The following is a 19,356-nucleotide window of genomic DNA, read 5'->3' on the forward strand; positions in this document are numbered from 1 at the left end:
GACGCGGCTGCTGCCGCTAGGGCAGCGATATCGTCAAATGGGCCGCGCGCGGACCCAGCTTGACGATGTCGTGATAGGGAGCCATCGCGGTCTGCATTTCGCTGTTCAGGAAGTGGCCCATGCCCAGGAACGCAAGCAGGCCGAGCAACGCGAACAGCGCCATGATCGACCAGAGCGGCACATCGCGCTTGAGCGTGTGCGCCACCTTGTCGGGCAGGGGCCAGTGCGGCGCGAAGCCGGTGCGCTTGCCGCGCAACAGCGCGATCTCGTCGCCGAGCCGCGCCGTCAGGTAGCCCAGCTTTTCCTGGCCCTCGATCAGGTACTTGCCCTGGAAGCCCAGCAGCAGGCACATGTAATAGACCTCCAGCGACTGCAGGCGCGGCGCGCCCTGCGCGCGCAGGTCTTCGAGGCGGTTGAAAAAGTTCTCGCCCGCCAATTGTTCTCCGAACAGCGTGAGCTGCAACGGCTGCAGCATCCAGGCGTCGCGGATCGCGAAGCGGGAATTCAGCACGGTTTCGTCCACGGCGGCGCAGAACGCATACTTGGTGGCGTAGACGTCCTCGGCGGCCGCGTCCATTTTCTTGGCGGCGCGCTCATAGTCCGCCAGGAACTGCTGCACGCGCGCGGAGAAGGCGGCCGCGTCGGTGGGTTCCTGCCCGCTCTTGAGCAGGAACAGCATCAGGAAGCCGTCATACAGCAGGTCCAGCAATGACCTGGCGGGGCGGCTGGCGTGAAATTCCGCCGCGCGCGGCGGCAGGGTTGCTGCTGGCATCAGGGAAGGGGCGTCAGCGGTCATGGCGGTATCGTTCCTGTCAGCGGGTCACTGCGATCAGATCCAGTTTGAGTTCGGGAATGCCGGCGGGGGCATAGATGGCGATGCTGCGCGCCTGCAGCATGCGGTCATAGAGCGAGCCGCGGGTCTGCAAGGCGAAATAGACGGCGCCGGGCTTGACCGGCACGGCGGGCGGCACCTGTGGCGTGTAGGCGAGCGGCACGCCCGGCATGGCGGACAGCACCAGCTTGTCGACGTCCTCGGGCGCGCCGACCTTGAAGCGCATGGGCACGCTTTCGGCCAACTCGGCGGCGGGCATCGCGGCCTGCACCGACAGATACAGCGAGGTGGTTTCGTCTAGCTTTTCCGAGTCGAGCCGGCCCATGTGGAACGAAGGGCGCAGTTCTTCCAGGACGATGGAGAAGTACCGTGTCGAGATAACGGTTTCGAGCAGGTCGCGCAGGATCTCGTCCATGCGTGCAAAGGCCGGTCCGGGTGCGTCGTGGCGATACACCGGCAGATCCGCCAGTGTGTGCACCTTTGAGAACGTCATCAGCGCGCCCGCCAGCCGCGCCAGTTCCTGGAACAGACGCTCGGGATGCAGTTGCGGGTGATGGAACAGGTGCGACAGCGTGGCATAGGCCTCGTTGGCGGTGTGCAGCAGCCAGAAGGAGGCGACGTCGCCCGAGCGGAACTCGATGATGTTCTTGCTGGGTTCGCGATGAAAGCCATAGAGCGCGTTGACCTTGGCCTGCAGGGCGTCCAGCAACCGGCGCAACTGCTCGTGCAACGCGCCCGAGGCGGTCAGCGACAGGCTCGGCGGGATGAACGTGCCGTCCAATTCGTAGCCCGCGCTGGCTGTGCGCCGCACGCGCGCGACCGGGATCGCCAGCAGGTCGTCGCGCGGCTCGAACTCGGAAATCAGGCGAACGTCCTTGCGCAGGAAGGCCAGTTCCGCAGTGGTGGCGCCGGTATAGAGGTCGGGCGCGGGCGTGTTGCTGTGCGTGTAGCGCGTGTCGAAGCCGCCCGCGGCCTGGGCATCGCGGTAGTTGCCGCCGATCGCCTTCAGCGGATGGATCGCCAGATAGAACACGGCCTCGGTCACGCCGTCCAGCGCCGTCAGCGCGACCGGGGGCGGCAATTCGTCGCCGTGCGGCGCGCTGTAGAGTTCGCCATCCGGAAACACGGCGCTCATTTCGGTGGCGCGCAACATGCCGTTGGCGAGCGCCGAGACATCGAAGCGCGCGGCGCGCAGCCCCCACGCATAGGGGTGCAGCGCCCGGGCCATCTCGGCCAGCCGGTCTTCATGATATGCGTCCTGCCGCTGGAAGTGCTGCGGACGCAGGAACAAACCCTCGCCCCAGAGGACTTTGGCTGAGTAACTCAAAATAAGCGCTCCCTCTCTCGTCTTTCTCGGTTTCTATGTCGCTATATGTATAGGAGGTTGGATGGACAGCGATGGCGGCGATGCGCGTCAACCCGGGCACTGCACACCGGACAGGCGCGCTGGATCGTAGGCGGGCACGCCCGCCGGCAATGCGGGAACGCCCGTGGCCACGGTCAGCGCGCACGCGTGCGCGCCCAGGACAATACCGCTGTCTTCCACGTCTTCGACCTTGAATACGTACTTCCAACGCATCGGCGCGGGGGCGTAGAACAGCCCGGCTACGCCGATGTAATCCGCCTGCTTGGGGACTTTCTCGACGGTTTCGTAACGTTGCCCCGGCGTGAGCGTGAGCTCGCGCGAACCCAGCATCGATTCCCCCAGCGCCGTTTTCTCCCCGGCAGTGTCTATCAATTGCGTGAGCGGTGCACGTTGGAATGGCTCAGGATTCTTCAGGTAGTATATTTTTGTAACTACAGCCATCGATTGGCCGCTGCCGGCATTCAGATTTTCTCCGGCGTGAATCGCCAGATTCACTTCCACCGGCGCGTTTTCGGGCTTTTTCAGGCCTGCCATCTCCATCGCATTGCCGGTCAAACCGGCGACCGCGCCAATGGCCGATACAGCCGCACATCCAGTAATGGCGCCGCTTGCGAGCATGCAGGTCATCACCGCGAACAAACGTGATAAATGGATATGTTTGGTCATGGCCCTTTATACCGGAAGTGTGTGAAGCAATACAGATCGCGGCATGATGCGTGCAAAATCGACGCAAGTAACATGAAGACACTCGCTGTAGCGCTGCACTAACAAAAGGTTGTTGAAATACGGCCCCTAGTTACAACCTTGCTAGGTGCTTAAAAAATGCCCTTTTCCCGCCTCGTTGTTATTGCAGGTCTCGTTGCATTAATGGCCGGATGCGCATCCGTCAAACCGCAGTCGGAAGCCGAATACAAACAATCCATGGCCGCGGCGCAAAAGACGCTGGAACAGAAAGGCGTCGACCAGGCCGTCGCGCAGTTTGAAGAGATTGCGCAGCGCAATCCCTCCAAGGGCGAGCCGTGGTCGTACATCGCCAAAATCCGTTTCGACGAGCAGAAATACGGCGAGGCCATCGTGGCCGCCGATGAAACCCTGAGCCGCGATCCGGATGACTTCGTGGCCAAGACGGTGCGCGCTGTCGGAGGCCTGCGCGTGGCCATGCAGTCACTGGCCGACCTGCGCGCCGACGCGCTGCTGGCCGGCAATGCCCGCGCCGATGCCGTGGCGCTGGCCGCGTCGATGCGCGAGACGCTGGGCCAGGACGTGCTGTTCCCCGAAGGCCGCCGGCCGCGTCCGCGCCAGCCACGCAAGGCTGAGCCGGCCCCGGCCTCCGCGCCGGTGCCCGCCGCCGGCTCGGCCGCTGCGGCGCAATCGCTGGATCCGTCCGCCGGCGCGCCCGCGAGGGCGCCCGCCGCCACGTCGCCGGCCCAGCCTGCCGCGCAGCAACCGGCCAGCCCGCCCGCCCAGCAGCCCAACCGCGCGCCAAATCCGTTTGGCGACCTGCTTACCAAGTGATTCGCCCGGGAGCGCCGCCCCGCGTGGCGCGCCCGGTCCGACAGACCCGATCCTTTGCACGGAGCCTTCCATGGCCAAGAAAGAAAGCGTTCAGAAACGATTGCAGAAAGTCCGTCCGCCGCGCGTTCAGCTCACGTATGACGTGGAGAAGGGCGACGCCATCGAACAAAAGGAGCTTCCCTTCGTCGTCGGCGTGGTGGGCGATTTCTCGGCGCAGTCCGAGGCCGAGCTGCCGCGCCTGAAGGATCGCAAGTTCGTCAACATCGATGTCGATAATTTCGACGATGTGATGCGCGGGCTGGAACCGCGCGCGGCCTACCGGGTGAAGAACCGCCTGACGGAAGAAGGCGGGACGTTCGGCGTCGACATGAAGTTCCGCTCCATCGAGGACTTCCGTCCGGAAGCCGTGGTGCAGCAGGTGGATCCGCTGCGCGAGCTGCTGGATATCCGCACCAAGCTGGCCGATCTGCGCAACAAGCTGGCCGGCAACGACAAGCTTGAAGACCTGCTGGGCGAAGTGCTGACCAGCACCGAAAAGCTGCAACAGTTGACCAGCGAGACCGACAAGGGAGGCCGCAATGAGTAATTCCGCCGCCGCGCAAAACACCGCCGCTGCCGCCGCCGATGCCCAGGGCGGGCTGCTGGACCAGATCGTCGAGCAAAGCCGCGTCGCCAAGTCCACCGCCGAGCACGATCGCGCCAAGGACATCATTGGCGAACTGGTGCGCGAAGTCATGAAGGGCACCGTGGTGGTGTCCGATAACCTGTCGGCCATGCTGGACGCGCGCGTCGCCGAGCTGGACCGCCTGATTTCGGCCCAGCTCAGCGAAGTGATGCACGCGCCGGAATTCCAGAAGCTGGAAAGCACCTGGCGCGGCCTGCATTACCTGTGCCAGGAGACGGACACCAGCCCGATGCTGAAGATCAAGGTGTTGAACGTCACCAAGCGTGACCTGGTGCGTGACTTCCAGACCGCGATCGATTTCGACCAGAGCCTGATGTTCAAGAAGGTGTACGAAGAGGAGTTCGGCACCTTCGGCGGCGCCCCGTTCGGCGCGCTGCTGGGCAACTTCGAGATCACGCGCCAGCCCGAGGACATGTATTTCATCGAGCAGATGTCGCACGTGGCCGCCGCCTCGCACGCGCCGTTCATCGCCTCGGCTTCGCCAGAACTGCTGGGGCTGGACAGTTTCGCCGACCTCGGCCGCCCGCGCGACCTGGCCAAGGTGTTCGATACCGTGGAATACACCAAGTGGCGCAGCTTCCGCGACTCCGAGGATTCGCGCTACGTCGGCCTGACCATGCCGCGCTTCCTGGGCCGCCTGCCGTACGACCCGGTGGAGGGCACTACGGTCGAAGGCTTCAACTTTGTCGAGGATGTGGACGGCACCGACCATTCCAAATACCTGTGGTGCAACGCCGCCTGGGCTTTCGGCGCGCGCCTGACGGCGGCATTCGCCGACTTCGGCTGGTGCGCGGCGATCCGCGGGGTGGAAGGCGGCGGGCTGGTGGAGAACCTGCCCACCCACACCTTCAAGACGGACGACGGCGAAATCGCGCTGAAGTGCCCGACCGAAATCGCCATCACCGACCGCCGCGAAAAGGAACTGAGCGACCAGGGCCTGATCCCGCTGGTGCATTGCAAGAACTCGGATTACGCGGCTTTCTTCGGTGCCCAGTCGGTGCAGAAGGCCAAGAAGTACAACACGGACAGCGCCAACGCCAACGCGGTGTTGTCGGCGCAACTGCAATACATCTTCTCGGTATCGCGCGTGGCGCACTACCTGAAGGCGATGATGCGCGACAAGATCGGCAGCTTCGCGTCGGCGCAGTCCGTAGAGAGTTTCCTGAATCGCTGGGTGTCGCAGTATGTGCTGCTGGACGACAACGCGACGCAGGAACAGAAAGCGCAGTTCCCGCTGCGCGAAGCTTCGGTGCAAGTGGCCGAGGTGCCCGGTCGTCCCGGCGTGTTCCGCGCCGTGGCGTTCTTGCGGCCGCATTTCCAGCTTGACGAACTCTCGATCTCCCTGCGCCTGGTGGCCGAATTGCCAGCCCAGGCCCAGAAATCCTGAGCGTCATTGCACTGACAACTCATCCATTAAAAGAGGTTATCGACAATGAAGGACATCTACGTCAAGTTCGGCAATCCTGCGCTCAAGGGCGAGTCGCAAGACAAGGACCATCCGGATTGGATCGAAGTCAGCTCGTGGCGCCACGAGATCATCCAGCCGCGTTCGGCCACCGCCTCGACCTCGGGCGGCCATACCGCCGAGCGCACCGAACATGGGGAAATGGTCTTCACCAAGGATCTGGACGTCGTCAGCCCGCTGCTGTATCAGCACGCGTCGGGCGGCACCACCTTCGACGAAGTCACCATCGACTTCCTGCGCGCCGACGGCGAAGGCAACCGCGTCAAGTACCTCGAGATCAAGCTGAAGTACGTGATCATCGCCCGCGTGGCGCCGGAAGTGGTCGCTGAAGGCCTGCCGCATGAGTCCTTCTCGCTGAAGTACGCCGCCGTGCAGTGGAAGTACACGCAGCAGAAGGTGGGCGGCAATCAGGGCGGCAACGCCCAGGGCGCCTGGAGCCTGACCAAGAACGACAAGACCTACTCGGTCTGATCGCGGCCAGTCTGGCTGGAAGACCGCGGCCCGAGCCGGGTCGCTGTCTTTTCTTATTCGAGGCCCCCATGAAAGGATTCGAGCCAAGTCTGTTCGACAAGTTGTTCGAAGCGGAGGGCCAGTCGCCCTATGCGCTGCGGCGCCTGTCGATCGAGGAAATGAAGGAGACGGTGGCGCGCGATATCGAAGCCCTGCTGAACACCCGCATGGTGTTCACCGAGGACGATCTGCGGCGCTACCCGAACTGCCAGCGCTCGGTGCTGACGTATGGGCTGTCGGACTTCTCGGGGCTGAGCCTGGCGAGCCACTACGACCGCGAGTTCATCTGCCGTTCGCTGGAGCAGGCGATCGCGCGGCACGAACCCAGGCTGACGCACGTGCGGGTCATGCTGCAGGTCGACAGCCGGGCGACTTCGGTGCTGTATTTCGCGATCACGGCCATGCTGGACGTGGGGCCCGCCCACGAGCCGGTGACCTTCGACGCGACCTTGCAGCCGTCGACGCTGCAGTACTCCGTGACCAAGGGCTGGGCCAAGAGCCCGGCCACGGTCTGACGCATCGGTCCGTGGCGCAGGCGCGCCGGCGCCCGGGACAGGAAGACATGAATGGAAGAATTGCTGCCCTATTACGAGCGCGAACTTGGTTTCCTGCGCACTTCGTCGCGCGACTTCGCCGAGCGCTATCCGAAGATCGCGGCGCGGCTGGGGCTGTCGGGCGAGACCTGCGAAGACCCGCACGTCGAGCGCATGATCGAGTCGTTCGCCTTGCTGAGCGCCCGCATCAACAAGAAGCTGGACGACGATTACCCGGAATTCACCGAAGCGCTGTTCGAGGTGATGTACCCGCATTACCTGCGGCCGTTTCCCGCTTGCAGCGTGGCGCAGTTCGATCTGGGCGGCGCCGGCGCGCAACTGACCGCGCCCGTGCGCATCGGCCGTGGCACCGAATTGAAATCCCACCCCGTGCGCGGGGTGTCGTGCCGCTTCCGCACGGCCTATGAGGTTACGCTGGCCCCCATCGAGGTACAGCGAGCGGGGTTTGTGTCCAGCGCCAATGCCCCGGCCACGGCCAAGCTGCCGGCCGGCGTCACCGGCCGCTTCTCGGTCACGCTCGGATGCCTGGGCGAGAACTCGCATTTCGGCATGCCGGGCGTCGACCGGCTGCGCCTTTATCTGCATGGCGAGCCGTCGTTCGTGGCGGCGCTGCGCGATGCCTTGTTCCTGCGCGCGGCCGCGGCCTACGTCGAGCTGCAACCGGGGCGCTGGGAGCGCTTGCCGGCGATTCCGCTGGCGCAGGTCGGCTTGGCCGAGGAAGATGCGCTGATCGACTTCCCGGCCAGTTCGCACCCGGCCTATCGCCTGCTGGCCGAGTATTTTGTCTTTGCCGAGAAATTCAATTTCGTCGACATCGACCTGGCGGCGCTGCGCCCCTACCTGGGCAGCGCGCGCCAGTTCACGCTGCACCTGCCGGTGAGCGGGCTGCGCGCCGATTCCAACACCGCACGGTTGCTGGAGTCGACATCGGCCGACAATCTGCGGCTGGGCTGCACGCCGGTGGTGAATCTGTTCAGCCAGCGCGCCGACCCGATCCGCGTGACGCACGCGGCCGAGTCGTATCCCGTGGTGGCCGATGCGCGGCGCGCGTATGGATACGAGGTCTATTCCATCGACCGGGTGCGCCAGGTAAGGCAGAACGCCCAGGGCGACGCGGTGGTGGATTTCCGGCCCTTCTACTCGCTGCATCATGGCGAGTCGCCGGAGTCCGCCGGCCACTACTGGACGATGCGGCGCGATGCCGCCATGGCGCAGCGCAGCCCGGGATACGAGACCGAGATTTCGATCGTGGATATCGATTTCGATCCGTCGGTGCCGCAGACCGAAACCCTGAGCCTGGACCTGACTTGCACCAATCGCGATCTGCCAGCGCAGATCGCGGTGGGGCAGGCGGGCGGCGACCTGTTCCTGGAGGGCGGCACTGTCGCCCGCGCCATCCGTATGCTGCGCCGGCCGACCCATTCGCACCGGTTCCAGCAGGGGCGCGCGGCGCATTGGCGGCTGATTTCGCACCTGGCGCTGAACCACCTGTCGCTGGTGCAGAGCGGGCTGCCAGCCTTGAAGGAAACCCTGCGGCTGTACGACCTGTCGGGGTCGGCGGTGGCGGCGCGCCAGATCGAAGGCCTGGTCGGCCTGGACTACAAGCCGGCCACGCACTGGCTGCCGGGCGAGCCTTTCGCCACCTTCGTGCGCGGCATCGAGATCCGGCTGACGGTCAACGAAGACCACTTCGTGGGCACGAGCCTGCATACCTTCGTGGCGGTCATCAACCGGTTCTTTGGCTTGTACGTGCACGCCAACAGTTTCGTGCAATTGGTTGTGTTGTCGCGCCGCGGCGCGGAGGAATTACTACGATGCCCCCCATGCAACGGCGACGCCATACTAGCGTGATGGAAGCGCTGCTGGCAGAGCCGCAGCGCTTCAAGTTTTTCCAGGCGGTGCGGCTGCTGGAGCAGTGCTTCTCGCGCCAGGAGCGGGGCGCGACCCGCCACCCCGTGCCGGTGCACCTGCGCTTTCCCAATGCGCCCGGGCTGGGCTTTCCGCCCAGCGAAATCGTCGACGCCGTGGCGTACGACAAGAACGGCGAGGCGCTGGCCGACGAGGCGGCGCGCCGGGCCGCCGTGGCCGAAGGGCGGCTGGGCCGCGTGGACGTGACGCCGGCCTTCTTCGGACTGCTGGGCGGCCAGGGCGCGCTGCCGCTGCATTATTCCGAGATGCTGGCGCAACGGGAAAGCCTGCGGCGCGACCGGGGCGCGCGCGCCTTCTTCGACATCTTCTCGAACCGGGCGGCGGCGCTGTTCTACGCCGCCTGGAAGAAGTACCGCATGTCGCTGCGGCATGAAGCCGAACAGGACCATCATTACCTGCCGCTGTTGCTGTCCCTGGGCGGCCTCGGCCATCCGGCGCTGCGCGACCGCTTGCACAACGGCGCCGGCCGGGTGTTCGACGAGTCGGTGGCCCACTACGCCGCGGCGGCGCGCCAGCGGCCGGTGTCGGCGCCTTTCCTGCAGCGAGTATTGCAGGATTATTTCGGCGTGCCGCTGCGGGTGGAGCAGTTCGTGGGCCGCTGGTATGACGTGCCGCCGCAGAACCGCACGCAGTTGGGCCAGCCGGGCGCAGTATTGGGCGTGTCCGCGCTGGCGGGCGACCGCATCTGGCAGCGCGACCTGCGCATCCGCCTGTGGATCGGTCCGTTGTCGGGCCAGGCGTTCGCCGATTTCCTGCCGGGCGGCGAGCGGGCGCAGGCGCTCGAGAAGCTGCTGACGATGTTCGGTGGCATGACCTTCGAATACGAGGTGCGTTTGGTGCTGGCGCGCGAGAGCGTCACGCCCAGCCAGTTGGGCGAGGGCGGCCAGGTACGGCTGGGCTGGAATTCGTTCCTGTGCAGCGGGCCGGCGGCGCAGGATCGCGACGATGCCAGCTACGAATTGCACACCATTCATTGACCCATAAAAACATAGAGATCCATGGCCACACCGTTGAAGACCTTGATCGGGAAGTTGAACCAGACCTGCCGCCAGGCCGCCGAACGCGCGGCCAGCCTGTGCATGGCGCAAGGCCACTACGAGGTGGACCTGGAACATCTGTTCCTGGCGCTGCTGGAAAAGCCGGCCAGCGATGTCTGCATGATCGCGCGGCGCTGCCACATCCACACCGATGCGCTGGAGGCCGACCTGAAGGCCGAGATCGGCCGCTTCAAGAATGGCAATACGCGCACACCCGTGTTCTCGGCGCATTTGCCGAAATTGTTCGAGCACGCCTGGTTGATCGCATCGCTGGATACGCAGACTACCCGCATCCGCTCGGGGCATCTGCTGCTGGCGCTGTTGACGGAGCCCGACCTGGCGCAGTTGGCGCGCCGCGGTTCGCCGTTGTTCGAGTCGTTCCGGCTGGACGAGCTCAAGCATGATTTCGCCGCGCTGACGCAGGGCTCGGAAGAGGCGGGGCAGGCGGTGGGCTTTGCCGATGGCGCTGCGGCTCAGGACGGCGCCGGGCAACCCGCGCCGTCCCTGTCACAGACGCCGGCGCTGGACCAGTACACCACCAACCTCACCGAGCGCGCGCGCGAAGGCCGGATCGATCCGGTGATCGGCCGCGATGCCGAGATCCGCCAGATGATCGATATCCTGACGCGGCGGCGCCAGAACAACCCCATCCTGACGGGGGAGGCGGGCGTGGGCAAGACCGCGGTGGTCGAGGGGCTGGCGCTGCGGATCGTCGCGGGCGACGTGCCGCCGGCCCTGGCCGGCGTGACGCTGCGGGTGCTGGACCTGGGCCTGCTGCAGGCGGGCGCCAGCGTCAAGGGCGAGTTCGAGAACCGGTTGAAGAATGTGATCGATGAGGTCAAGCAGAGCCCGTCGCCGATCATCCTGTTCATCGACGAGGCGCACACGATGATCGGCGCGGGCGGGCAGGCCGGCCAGAACGATGCCGCCAACCTGCTCAAGCCCGCCCTGGCGCGCGGCGAGCTGCGCACCATCGCCGCCACCACCTGGAGCGAGTACAAAAAGTACTTCGAGAAAGACGCCGCGCTGGCGCGCCGCTTCCAGGTCGTCAAGGTCGAGGAGCCGGACGAAGCGTTGGCGGCGTCGATGCTGCGTGGCATGGCGCCCTTGATGGAGCGCCATTTCGGCGTGCGCATCCTGGACGAGGCCATTGTCGCGGCGGCGCGGCTGTCGCACCGCTACATCACCGGCCGTCAATTGCCCGACAAGGCCGTCAGCGTGCTGGATACTGCCTGCGCGCGCGTGGCGCTGGGCCGCAGCGCCACGCCGGCGCTGATCGACGATGCGCGCCAGCGCCTGGCGCGGCTGCGCACCGAGCGGGAGGCGCTGCGGCGAGAAGCCGCCACCGGTGGCCCGCAGGCGCGGCTGGGAGAACTGGACGCGGAGATCGCGGCGGAGGAGGCGGCGCTGGCCGAGGCCGAAGGCCGCCACGCGGCCGAAACCGAGCTGGTCGAAAGGATTCATGCCTTGCGCGCCGAGCTGGAAGCCGCTGCCGGCCAGGCGCAGGACCCGGGAGCCGCGGCGGACAAGGCGCCCGTGGCCGGCGCGAACCGGCGCAAGGCGGCGCCCGCGCCGCTGACGCCCGAGCAGCAACGCCTGGCGGGCCTGATGGACGAATTGCGCGCCTTGCAGGGCGAACAGCCGCTGGTGCCGGCGTGCGTGGATGGGCAGATCGTGGCCGAGATCATCGCGGCCTGGACCGGGATTCCGCTGGGCCGCATGGTGAACGACGAGATCCGCACCGTGCTGCAATTGCAACCGCTGCTGGCCGAGCGCGTCATCGGCCAGGATCACGCGCTGCACGCCATTGCGCAGCGCGTACGCACGGCCCGCGCCGGCCTGGAGGATCCGGACAAGCCCAAGGGCGTATTCCTGTTCGTGGGGCCGTCGGGGGTGGGCAAGACCGAGACCGCGCTGGCGCTGGCCGACATTCTCTACGGCGGCGAGCGCAAGCTGGTCACGATCAACATGAGCGAATACCAGGAGGCCCACAGCATCTCCGGCCTGAAGGGCTCGCCGCCCGGCTACGTGGGCTATGGCGAGGGAGGCGTGCTGACCGAGGCGGTGCGCCGCCAGCCCTACAGCGTGGTGCTGCTGGACGAAATCGAGAAGGCCCATCCCGATGTGCTGGAGCTGTTCTTCCAGGTGTTCGACAAGGGCGTGATGGACGACGCGGAAGGGCGCGAGATCGATTTTCGCAACACGCTGATCATCCTGACGTCCAATGTCGGGTCCGGCGCCATCATGCAGGCCTGCCTGAACAAGCCGGCCGCCGAGCGCCCGTCGCCCGAGCAACTGTCGGAGCTGCTGGCGCCGCAACTGTACAAGGCCTTCAAGCCCGCGTTCCTGGGGCGCATGAAGACGATTCCGTATTTTCCGGTGGATGACGACGCGCTGGCGCACATCATCGGCCTGAAGCTCGGGCGCATCGCCCGCCGCGTCCAGGCCACGCACCGCGCCGTGTTCGAATGGGACGAGGCGCTGGTGGAAGCCGTGCTGGCGCGCTGCACCGAGGTGGATACGGGCGCGCGCAACGTGGACCATATCCTGAACGGCGCCCTGCTGCCGGAGATCGCCGAGCAGGTGCTCGGCCGCATGGCACAGGGTGAAGGCATCGCCAGGGTCCGCGTAAGCGCGGGCAAGAATGGCGAGTTCCGGTTCCGGATGAGCTGACGAGAGGAGACGCCGACATGGCTCTTGAATCCGCCGCCGCCAGCCTGTTGGGCGCAGGCTTCACCCAGGCCGACCGCCTGCTGGACCTGGCCACGCCGCTGGGGCCGGACAGATTGCTGGCGGAGCGGCTGCATGGCACGGAACAGCTTAGCGACGGTGGTTTCGTGCTGCACCTGGACGCCCTGTCCGACGATGCGCACATTCCACTGAAGTCGCTGATCGGCCAGGCCGCGCAGGTGAAGCTGCAGACGGCGCTGGGACGTGATGAACACCGCGTCTGGTGCGGGCTGGTGACCGAGGCGCGCTTCGAAGGCGCCAATGGCGGCTTTGCCCGTTACCGCCTGCGCATCGAACCATGGCTGGCACTGCTGCGCCAGCGTCGCGACAGCTATGCGTTCCAGGATATGTCAGTGATCGACATCGTCGACAGCGTGTTTGGCGACTACCAGGGCCAGGGGGCGCTGGCGCCCCAATGGCGCTGGGAAGTGAAGGATCGCGAAGCCTATGCCAAGCGCAGCCTGACGATCCAGTACCGCGAAACCGACTACGCCTTCGTGGAGCGGCTGCTGGCCGAAGAAGGGCTGTTCTATTGGGTCGAGCACGAGGGCAGCGAGGACGGCCCCGGCACCCATACCCTGGTCATCGCGGACCATAACGGCGCATTCGCCGCGGGTCCGCAGGACAGCATTCCGTTCCAGCGCGCCGACGCCACCGAGGCGCAGGACTCGATCCAGGCCTGGCGCCAGGGCCGCGCGTGGCGCACCAACGGCGTGCGCCTGGCCACCTGGGACTACCGCGCCAGGCAGGCGCGCCAGGCCAGCGCCCAGGTCGAGGACACGTTCGCCAATGCGATGGAGCTGGTCGACTCGGATTACCCCGGACAGTATCTGTTCGAGGATGGCGCGCAAGGCGAGCGACTGGCGCACAACGCGCTGGCGGCGCAACGCGTGCGCCAGTCGCGCTATGAAGGCGAGGGCACCGCGCGGACCCTGGCGCCGGGGCAGCGCTTCACCCTGACGGGGCACTGGGGGCCGTCGCAAGACGCGGGCGCGGAGTTCGTGGTGATCGGCATTGGCCACGAGGCCCGCAACAATTTCGACGAAAGCCTGGGCCGGGCCGTGGCGCAGGCCCTGGGAGCGGCGGGCGGTGCCGGCGACGGCGGGACGGACTTCTACCGCAATCGCTTCGAGGCCATTGCCGCCACGCTCGAATACCGGCCCGCCACGCGCGACGGCTACGGCGCGCGGCTGCATCCACGCCCCACCGTTCATGGCGCGCAGACCGCGCTGGTGGTGGGCGCCGGCGATCCTGTGCATACCGATCGCGACCATCGCATCAAGATCCAGTTCCATTGGCAGCGCGGCAGCGCGTCGAGCAACCGCCAGGGCCATCCGGCCGGCGACGACAATGCGCCGGCCAGCGAGGCCCTGGGGACCTGGGTGCGCGTGGCCGAGCCGGTGGCCGGATCGGACTGGGGCGGACATTTCGTGCCTCGACTGGGGCAGGAAGTGCTGGTGCAGTTCCTGCATGGCGATATCGACCGGCCTGTCGTGGTGGGCGCGCTGTATAACGGCGCAGGCGCCGACAACGCCGCCAACAATCAGGTGCAGGGCGGCGCGGCCAAGGCCACCGGCAACGCCCCGGCCTGGTTCGCGGGCAGCGAGGCGGGGCATGCGCACAACGTGGTGATGTCGGGCTTCAAGACCCAGGCGCTGGCCGCGAGCGGGCAGGGCATGGGCGGCTACAACCAGTTGGTGCAGGACGATACGCCGGGGCAAGCGAGGTTGACGGCATCCACCTCGCAGGCCGAGGCGCGGTTGAATCTGGGACACCTGAAGCAGCAGCGCGACAACGAACGGCTGTCGGATCTGGGCCATGGCGCCGAGCTCGCCACCAGCGAGGCGCTGGCGTTGCGGGCCGGAGCCGGCCTGCTGATCAGCGCCGACAAGCGCGAGGACGCGGCCGGCGGCCTGCTGGACAGCGAAGAGGCCATCAAGCTGATGGAAAGCGCCATCGGACAAGCCGGCGAATTGTCCGCCAGCGCCGGCCGTCAGCAAGCGGGGCTTCCCGGCGACGCGGACAAGCCGCGCGCCCTGAATGAACTGGACGCGGTGCGCGGGATTCTCGAAGGTTCGCAGGCCGAGGCGCAGACCCGTGTGCCCGCCTACACCGTGCCGCACATCCAGGTAAGCGCGCCCAAGGGGATCGGCCAGTACACGCCGCGCAATGCCTACACGGTGGCCGGGGCAACCTTGTGCCAGGTGGCTCCGGACGTGAATTGGGCCGCCGGTGCGCACCTGTCGATGTGCGTGGCGCAAGGGGTGGTGCTGTTCACCAAGGGCCTGGGCGGCGACGGCCGGGCGGTGGACGAGCAAGGCATCCGGCTGCATGCGGCGGGTGGGAAGTTGCGGCTGCACAGCCATAAGGCGCGCATGCGACTGGCGGCGGAGAAGGCGGTGACGCTGGTGTCGGCGCAGGGGGCGGTGGACGTGAACGCGGCCCGCAAGGTCCTGGCCACCGCCGCCGGCGCGTATATGCGTATCGAGGGGGGTGGCATTCAACTGCATGCGCCTGGCAAGGTGGAACTGAAGGCGGGTGTGCACAACTGGGTTGGGCCGCAGAGCGGCGCCGGGCCGGCGCAGCCGCCGCAGGGCGATCTGGAAGGCTGCGCCGCGGCGCTCGAAGACGCGGCCGGCAGCGGCGCGTTGGCGGCATGACGATGGACGTGACGCAACGCCACCCCGATTACTGGACGGCCGGCGCCGAAGCCTGCGTCGAGCGCGCCATCGCGGGCCTGCGCGCGGTGCTGGACGCACGCGCCAGCCGACGCGTGCTGCTGCTGTGTGATTCGACCCTGGCCGATCCGCTGGCCGGGGCGATTGAATCGGCCGGCCTGGCGCGCCGCGCAGTCGACCTGATTTCGCAGGGCGCGACCGCGCCGCCCCTGTACCTGGCCGAAGTGCCGGATGAAGAGCGCCACGAGCGCCTGGTCAACGCCAGCCTGCGGCTGGCCGTGGATGAAGCCGTGCGTCCGGCGCCGGCCGCCAGGCGGGCGCGCTCGATGTCGGCCTGGCTGGCGACGGATCTGCCGCTGGCGGAAGTCGCGCAGCGCCTGATTCAGCGGGCGCGCCTGCGCGATGCGCAGGGGCGCGTGCGCATCCTGCGTTTCTGGGATCCGCGCACCACGCAATTCCAGGCCGAACTGTACGCCGGCGCGGCGCCGGGCTCATGGATACCGGGCGCGACTTGGATGAGCCTGGACGGGTTCGGCCAGTGGCAGGCGCTGCCGGATACGCCCGGCCCGATGCAGACCGTCACGCCCGACTGGCCGCGCCTGGCGCGGCTGGGCCGCGTCAACGCGGTGCTGCAACGGTTGAACGCGGACGGCCTGCGCTATGGCTCGCCAGCGCTGGAGGCGGTGCGGCGCGCGCTGGATGCGGGCGCCGGCTGTGGCATCGACGATGACGAGGACGTGGCGCTGTTCGCCGCCTGGCGCGTGCGCCTGGCAGCGCCGCTGGAGCGCGCGCCTTCGTTCGAGGCCCTGTTGCGCGAAGTGCGCGAGGAAGGCGGCCGCCTCTACCGCGCCGCCGAAGACATGGACGACGAGGATTGGCGGGTGTTCGCGCAAGAGGCGCGGGCACGGGAGGAGCTGCAAGCATGACGACTGACTACGACGCGCTGCCCTGCAAGGGCAAGTTCTGCGGCCGGCCGGGGCTGCCCATCCTGCCGATGCGGATCGCGTACGTGCCGGGCGGCAAGAACGACCTGCCCGACGGCGTGTACATGGACCCGGAGCTGTATTACGAGACCATGCGCCAGGGCGCGTATATGCTGCGCGCGATCACGGCCGGGTACGTGTATATCTGGGACCCGCGCCGCAGCTATGGCTGGCGCGCGTTCGCGGCGACGGCCACGGGCCAGATGAAAGAGGTGCCGGTCGACGACGATAACCGCCCGTCCGAGCAGCCGACATTCACCTGCACGCGGGAAGGGCACGGCCTGGAATCCACGCTGATCAATGTCGAAGCGCCCGCCAACGCATCGCGCACCGTGTGGGTGGGCTATTCGCGCGTCTGGTGGACGCGCGATATCCGCCGCGACCTGACGCGCAACGAGCGCTGGCGCAAGAAGATCATGGTGGAGCTGGACGCCAAGGCGGTGTGGGCGGGGGGGCATCCCAAGCCCGAGACCGGCTATCGCGTGGCCGAAGACGGCGCCAACCTGGCCAGCCACGCGATCGAGTTCCGCGATGCGGCGGGGGCCGCCACCCTGTTCGCCAACACCCTGGCGCCGGCCGTAAGCGTATTTGGCGGGCAGGGCGCGGCGGTTGCGGCCAAGATGCGGCAGATGACGCCCAAGGGCGGCGTGGTGCTGGCGTTGCGCGATCCCGTGGGCGTGCTGGCGGATGTGTCGACCTGGCGCAACAAATGCATGGGCGAACTGGCCGAGCACCATCTCGACCCGACACGCCTGCGCGAAGTGGGCGTGGCGCAGATCATCGATGGCCTGCAAAAGCAGATGGGCTCCAGCGGCGACGAGATCCGGCGCCTGCGCGAACGGGTCGACACCGGCAAGGTGGCCAAGACGCTCAGCGACAACAAGGCCGCCATCGCCCGCATGCGCGAGAAGATCGAGGCGGCGGGCAAGGACTGGGCGTGGTGGTATGGCCGCGATACGTTCTGGCTGGCGCTCAAGGCCTACTCCCCCAAGGACGCGGCCGCCGGTGAGCGGCTGGAAGAAGACATGGCGCTGTGCGTGGATGGCGCGGGCGCGGTCGAAAGCGAGCACAAGGCCATCGACGATTCGTTGAAGGACGAAGACAGCGACAGCACCTATGCGGCGATCTGGCGCGCGCTGGCGGCGAACGACGGTGAGCTGCTGGGCTTCCTGGACCGCGAGGCCAAAGGCAAGGTCATTTCCAAGCAGGTCGCCAACGTCCGCAGGATGGTCAAGAACTACAACGATTGGCTCAAGGCGCGGGCGGCCAAGGGCCAACTGCCGCCGATGCGGGCGGCGGGCGCGGCGATCGGCCGTTTCATGGCGACGCAATTGCTGCGGCTGACCTTGTCGGGCGATCCCATCGCCGAACGCGTCGCGGCGCGCGTCACGCTGACGATGTCGGCGCGCATGAACATCGTGGTGGCCGTGCGCACGCACACCACCACGCTGCCCCGGATGATCGCGGACATGCACCAGATCGTCTGGGAGCCGAAGCAGGTATCGTTGACCGTGGGCGGGGGCGGCATCTCTGCGAGCACGCAGATGCAGTCCGGCTGGGTAGGCACCCAGGCGGAGCGCTCCACGCCGGTCACGCTCAACTACATCATTCCCGAGGAAGTCGACGCGCAATTGAACGCGGCGCCCACGGCGCGTCCTCGGCCTGGCGGTGGCTCGCCGCATTTGTCGTTGCCGGCGCCAACCCCGGTGCTGGCCCTGCCCGCGCCCACCATGTCGCCGCTGGCGGGCCTGGTCAAGTGGGCCAAGAGCAAGGACGGGGCCAATGCCGGCGCGACGGGCGTGTTGACGCTGGTGGCGCTCTATTCGTCGGTCACGGATCTGCGCGAGGCGCAAGTCATCCACGACGCCAAGGCCGCGCGCAAGGCCTGGTTCGGCATCACCTCGGGGGTGCTGGGCGTGGGCAGCGTGGCGATCGAAGTGACGGCGGGCGGGATCGGCGCGCGCGTGGCCAGCAATACGGCCTTCACCATGAATCTGACGCTGAACATGCGCCTGACGGCTGTGCGCACGGCGGGCGCGGTGTTCGCGGCGGCGGCCACCTTTGTCGACGGGGCCAACAACGCGCTCAGCGCCATCGATCAATACGATGTAAAGAACTACGAGGCGGGCGGCGCCTATGCGACCTCGTCCGTGTTCCTGTTGCTGTCCGGGCTCACCGGTGTCGCCGCGTCCCTGATTTCGCTTGGCGGGGCTTTCAGCACGGCCGGCGTGGTGGCGGGCGCGGGAGGCTTTGGCGGCGCCATGGTTGGCCTGACCAGCGGCGGCACCGTGTTGCTGGGGATTCCCGTATGGGGCTGGATAGCGCTGGGCCTTTGCCTGCTGGCGGCCGGGCTGTACTTCAAATTCTGGGGCGACAGCGCCAAGGACAGCGAGCTGGAGATCTGGTTCACGCGCTGCTGCATGCGCTCCGGGGAGTTTGCGGATGTGGAAGACCGCACGCTTTACGCATCGCGGGAAGAGGAACTGGATGCGTTCAACCGGGCCGTGTTCGGAGTGCGCGTGACGCTGGACTGGAAGGGGCTCTGGGATGGAGAGATCTTCGGCCGGGATCGCCTGGTGCTGGAAGTTGTCATGCCGGGCTATTCTGAACACAGCGACTATGCGTATAGCCTCAAACTGGTCGGGCAGCGCGGCAGCGCGGTGGTGTCAAGCAAGGGGTCGCTGCATTCGGCGGATCCGGAGTTGCAGCCGCGCGGCCCGTCCAATGCGCAGATGGTAGAGAGCCTGCCGTCTGAGGAGACCACGTTCGATCGTATCGACAAATACGTCGACAACATGAGCTCCCGCCCGGGGTGGGCGGATGCCTGGCGCTGGATACGTAAGGATCGCAGCCAGTCGATCGAGTTCACGGCCAAGCCTTGGGAGGAGTCTGTACAGTTTCATGTGAGCAACGGCTGCGCGATCCTGCGCACCGAAGTGCTGGTCGATGACGATATCTTCCAGGAAGCGATCATCAAGGTGGAATTCTGGCCCGACCCAGATCGCATGCCCGACATCCGTTCGGTGCCGACGGCGGGCAATGGCTCAAACCTCGTGAAAGCGAATGACTGAC

14 protein-coding genes are annotated in these 19,356 nt (G+C 67.0%); 11 read left to right on the forward strand and 3 right to left on the reverse strand.

The features are described 5' to 3' along the window. Positions 1–16: 16 nt before the first annotated feature. The 3 genes from AC6LKG_RS18170 to tssJ form a co-directional block, all read right to left on the reverse strand. The gene (locus AC6LKG_RS18170) at positions 17–796 is read right to left on the reverse strand and encodes a DotU family type IV/VI secretion system protein (protein WP_498166503.1); all 780 of its coding nucleotides are present in this window, start codon (positions 794–796) and stop codon (positions 17–19) included. 16 nt (positions 797–812) lie between these two features. Further along, positions 813–2,159: a type VI secretion system baseplate subunit TssK gene (gene tssK / locus AC6LKG_RS18175; protein ID WP_498166506.1), complete on the reverse strand. Its 1,347-nt coding sequence runs from the start codon at positions 2,157–2,159 to the stop codon at positions 813–815. A gap of 87 nt (positions 2,160–2,246) precedes the next feature. Next, on the reverse strand, positions 2,247–2,864 hold the full coding sequence (gene tssJ / locus AC6LKG_RS18180; protein ID WP_498166509.1) for a type VI secretion system lipoprotein TssJ: 618 nt from the start codon (positions 2,862–2,864) through the stop codon (positions 2,247–2,249). Positions 2,865–3,119: 255 nt separating this feature from the next. Here tssJ and AC6LKG_RS18185 point away from each other — a divergent pair, with 255 nt between their 5' ends. From AC6LKG_RS18185 to AC6LKG_RS18235, 11 genes are all read left to right on the forward strand, one after another. Beyond that, the gene (locus AC6LKG_RS18185; RefSeq protein ID WP_498166511.1) at positions 3,120–3,713 is read left to right on the forward strand and encodes a tetratricopeptide repeat protein; all 594 of its coding nucleotides are present in this window, start codon (positions 3,120–3,122) and stop codon (positions 3,711–3,713) included. 70 nt (positions 3,714–3,783) lie between these two features. Further along, entirely contained in the window at positions 3,784–4,299 is a 516-nt protein-coding gene (gene tssB / locus AC6LKG_RS18190) for a type VI secretion system contractile sheath small subunit (protein WP_105237420.1), read from the forward strand. Beyond that, the gene (tssC, locus tag AC6LKG_RS18195; protein ID WP_498166514.1) at positions 4,292–5,785 is read left to right on the forward strand and encodes a type VI secretion system contractile sheath large subunit; all 1,494 of its coding nucleotides are present in this window, start codon (positions 4,292–4,294) and stop codon (positions 5,783–5,785) included. The genes tssB and tssC overlap by 8 nt, the downstream gene beginning before the upstream one ends. A gap of 45 nt (positions 5,786–5,830) precedes the next feature. Next, positions 5,831–6,334 (forward strand): Hcp family type VI secretion system effector, encoded by a 504-nt coding sequence (locus tag AC6LKG_RS18200; protein WP_006226591.1) that lies wholly within the window; start codon positions 5,831–5,833, stop codon positions 6,332–6,334. A gap of 68 nt (positions 6,335–6,402) precedes the next feature. Further along, positions 6,403–6,888 (forward strand): type VI secretion system baseplate subunit TssE, encoded by a 486-nt coding sequence (gene tssE / locus AC6LKG_RS18205; protein ID WP_498166515.1) that lies wholly within the window; start codon positions 6,403–6,405, stop codon positions 6,886–6,888. A 51-nt stretch (positions 6,889–6,939) separates the two neighbouring features. Then, complete coding sequence (gene tssF / locus AC6LKG_RS18210; protein ID WP_498166518.1) at positions 6,940–8,778, forward strand: type VI secretion system baseplate subunit TssF; 1,839 nt, start codon at positions 6,940–6,942, stop codon at positions 8,776–8,778. Next, complete coding sequence (tssG, locus tag AC6LKG_RS18215) at positions 8,742–9,833, forward strand: type VI secretion system baseplate subunit TssG (RefSeq protein ID WP_498166520.1); 1,092 nt, start codon at positions 8,742–8,744, stop codon at positions 9,831–9,833. Before tssF ends, tssG begins: the two co-directional genes overlap by 37 nt. 21 nt (positions 9,834–9,854) lie before the next feature. Further along, positions 9,855–12,566: a type VI secretion system ATPase TssH gene (gene tssH / locus AC6LKG_RS18220; protein ID WP_498166521.1), complete on the forward strand. Its 2,712-nt coding sequence runs from the start codon at positions 9,855–9,857 to the stop codon at positions 12,564–12,566. Positions 12,567–12,583: 17 nt separating this feature from the next. Next, positions 12,584–15,283: a type VI secretion system Vgr family protein gene (locus AC6LKG_RS18225; protein WP_498166522.1), complete on the forward strand. Its 2,700-nt coding sequence runs from the start codon at positions 12,584–12,586 to the stop codon at positions 15,281–15,283. Then, positions 15,280–16,227, forward strand: a complete 948-nt coding sequence (locus AC6LKG_RS18230) for a DUF4123 domain-containing protein (RefSeq protein WP_498166523.1) — start codon at positions 15,280–15,282, stop codon at positions 16,225–16,227. The genes AC6LKG_RS18225 and AC6LKG_RS18230 overlap by 4 nt, the downstream gene beginning before the upstream one ends. Continuing rightward, entirely contained in the window at positions 16,224–19,355 is a 3,132-nt protein-coding gene (locus AC6LKG_RS18235; protein WP_498166525.1) for a T6SS effector BTH_I2691 family protein, read from the forward strand. Before AC6LKG_RS18230 ends, AC6LKG_RS18235 begins: the two co-directional genes overlap by 4 nt. Position 19,356 lies beyond the last annotated feature (1 nt).

This window comes from Achromobacter sp. 46006 (assembly GCF_059761975.1).